The organism is Geminicoccus flavidas (assembly GCF_009806515.1).
Lineage (GTDB): Bacteria > Pseudomonadota > Alphaproteobacteria > Geminicoccales > Geminicoccaceae > Geminicoccus > Geminicoccus flavidus.
Genome location: NZ_WUJP01000769.1, coordinates 1 through 1,656 on the forward strand (window position 1 = coordinate 1; position 1,656 = coordinate 1,656).

5 protein-coding genes are annotated in these 1,656 nt (G+C 62.0%); 2 read left to right on the forward strand and 3 right to left on the reverse strand.

Annotated elements, in window-relative coordinates:
- Positions 1 to 384 (forward strand): CYTH domain-containing protein (locus tag EQG76_RS22110; protein WP_159716482.1); only part of this gene is annotated, 384 nt, incomplete at its 5' end.
- 161 nt (positions 385 to 545) lie between these two features.
- Here EQG76_RS22110 and EQG76_RS22115 read toward each other — a convergent pair.
- The gene (locus EQG76_RS22115; protein ID WP_159716483.1) at positions 546 to 728 is read right to left on the reverse strand and encodes a hypothetical protein; all 183 of its coding nucleotides are present in this window, start codon (positions 726 to 728) and stop codon (positions 546 to 548) included.
- A 230-nt stretch (positions 729 to 958) separates the two neighbouring features.
- On the opposite strand from EQG76_RS22115, the gene EQG76_RS22120 reads away from it, so the two are divergent.
- Positions 959 to 1,114: a hypothetical protein gene (locus tag EQG76_RS22120; protein ID WP_159716484.1), complete on the forward strand. Its 156-nt coding sequence runs from the start codon at positions 959 to 961 to the stop codon at positions 1,112 to 1,114.
- A 128-nt stretch (positions 1,115 to 1,242) separates the two neighbouring features.
- Here the strand turns inward: EQG76_RS22120 and EQG76_RS33590 are convergent, their stop codons facing one another.
- Together EQG76_RS33590 and EQG76_RS22130 are read right to left on the reverse strand one after the other, a co-directional pair.
- A complete protein-coding gene (locus tag EQG76_RS33590) occupies positions 1,243 to 1,473 on the reverse strand; it encodes a DUF4411 family protein (RefSeq protein WP_159716485.1) in 231 nt (76 codons plus the stop codon).
- A partial coding sequence (locus EQG76_RS22130) for an integrase core domain-containing protein (RefSeq protein ID WP_159716486.1) occupies positions 1,434 to 1,656 on the reverse strand: 223 nt, incomplete at its 5' end. The genes EQG76_RS22130 and EQG76_RS33590, both read right to left, overlap by 40 nt.

A 1,656-nucleotide genomic window follows, 5' to 3' on the forward strand; every position in this document is an offset into this window, starting at 1 on the left:
GGACATGGCGTCACGGTTCGTATCCGCCGAGCAGGACCCCAGGCGTATGTCACAATCAAGGGGAAGGCCGTTGGTCCGGCACGGCCTGAGTACGAGTATCAGATTCCCGTCGCAGAGGCAGAGGAACTGCTCCAGACCATGTGCCGGCGGCCTCTGATCGAGAAGACTCGCCATGAGATCCAACATGCCGAGCATCTTTGGCATGTAGACGAGTTTGGGGGCCGCAACACCGGATTGGTACTGGCGGAGGTGGAGCTCAGTAATCCGGAGGAGGAGTTTGAGCGGCCTCCATGGCTGGGTGTCGAAGTCACGCTCGATGAGCGATATCGTAATTCGGCATTGGCTGAGGTGCCGATGGGACGCGATCCAGCGACGAGCCGGTAACAGCTGGGACATAACCTGTGCGCTGGCGTTACAGCACCCACTTATGTGCATTCCCTAATGCTCAATGAGCAGACAACCATCGCACCGTAGATGGCATGTTGATCTACTGCAATGGTTACGCGGGCGACTAATGGTCCTCTAGTGCAAAGCCGCCTGTTCTCTTACTCTGCCCCCTGTCTGCTTTGTCGCTTCTCGGCAATCGTCGCCGCCACCTCCTGCCAGCCCTGATCCGGACGCCGACGCGCCAGCTGCCGCCGCTGTTGCTCCCGCTCGGCCGCCATCCACGCGGTCACTTCCGCCATGGCCTGGCTCACCCGCGCGCCGAAGGTCGGCTGGTTGATCATGATGAAAGGCATGCGTCCTCCTCTTGGTGGATCGGCACTTGGTGTCGATCTACCGGCAGCGGTACCCGGCCGGGCGCATAGGTGATGCAACCGTCACGAACTTGACTCCCGACCGTCATGCCGCTGGCTGGGGAGCTCGGGCATGATCGCGGTGCGGGCCGGTACGGGATCACCGATCCGCTTACCTTCCTTCCCCTTCGATGCCGCCCGGTGATGAACCGGGCGGGTTCTTGGATGAGCTGGCCGCGCAACCATCCCTGGCCTCATCCGTTCCTGGTCCACAGAAAAATCCGGAACGTCCAGCCGTGAGCCCACTGCACACCATCATCCTGACCGTCCTCACCGGCATGGTGATCGTCCTGTCGCTGCCGATCCTGCCGGCCTGACCGGGCAGGCCTACGCCTCCTCCTTCACCGCCCGCTCGATCCGGCTGGCCAACCAGTCGTTCATGGACTGCTTCGCAGCAGCCGCAGCGGCCGCAACCGCTTCATGGAGCTGGGCTCCATTTTCCCACTTATGGCTGCCAGCGCGTCGAGAAGCTAAGCTGTCGAAGCATCTGAAACGTGTGCATGCAGGTGACACCGACACGGCCGCATGCATCGGGTATCCGGCGGTTCTGCGGGCTCGCACTCGGTTTGGATGTTTCCGTAGTGACGACGCGACGGTTGGCTGGATCGGCCAATGCATGAGCGATCAGATGTCCTCTTAACCTCCTTGTCTGACGAACTGCTCGACGGTGTCCCACGGTCGCCTTCCCTGGTTGCGGTAGCCCAGGTGCGGCCGCTCATGGTTGTAGTGGTGCAGCCAGGCATCGAGGTCGGCCTGCAGCGCCTCGACGCTCTCGAACAGCTTTTGGTGCATCACGGGCCGAAAGAACTCCTCCAGCACGGTACCGTTGAAGCGCTCGACGAACCCGTTGGTGCGCGGC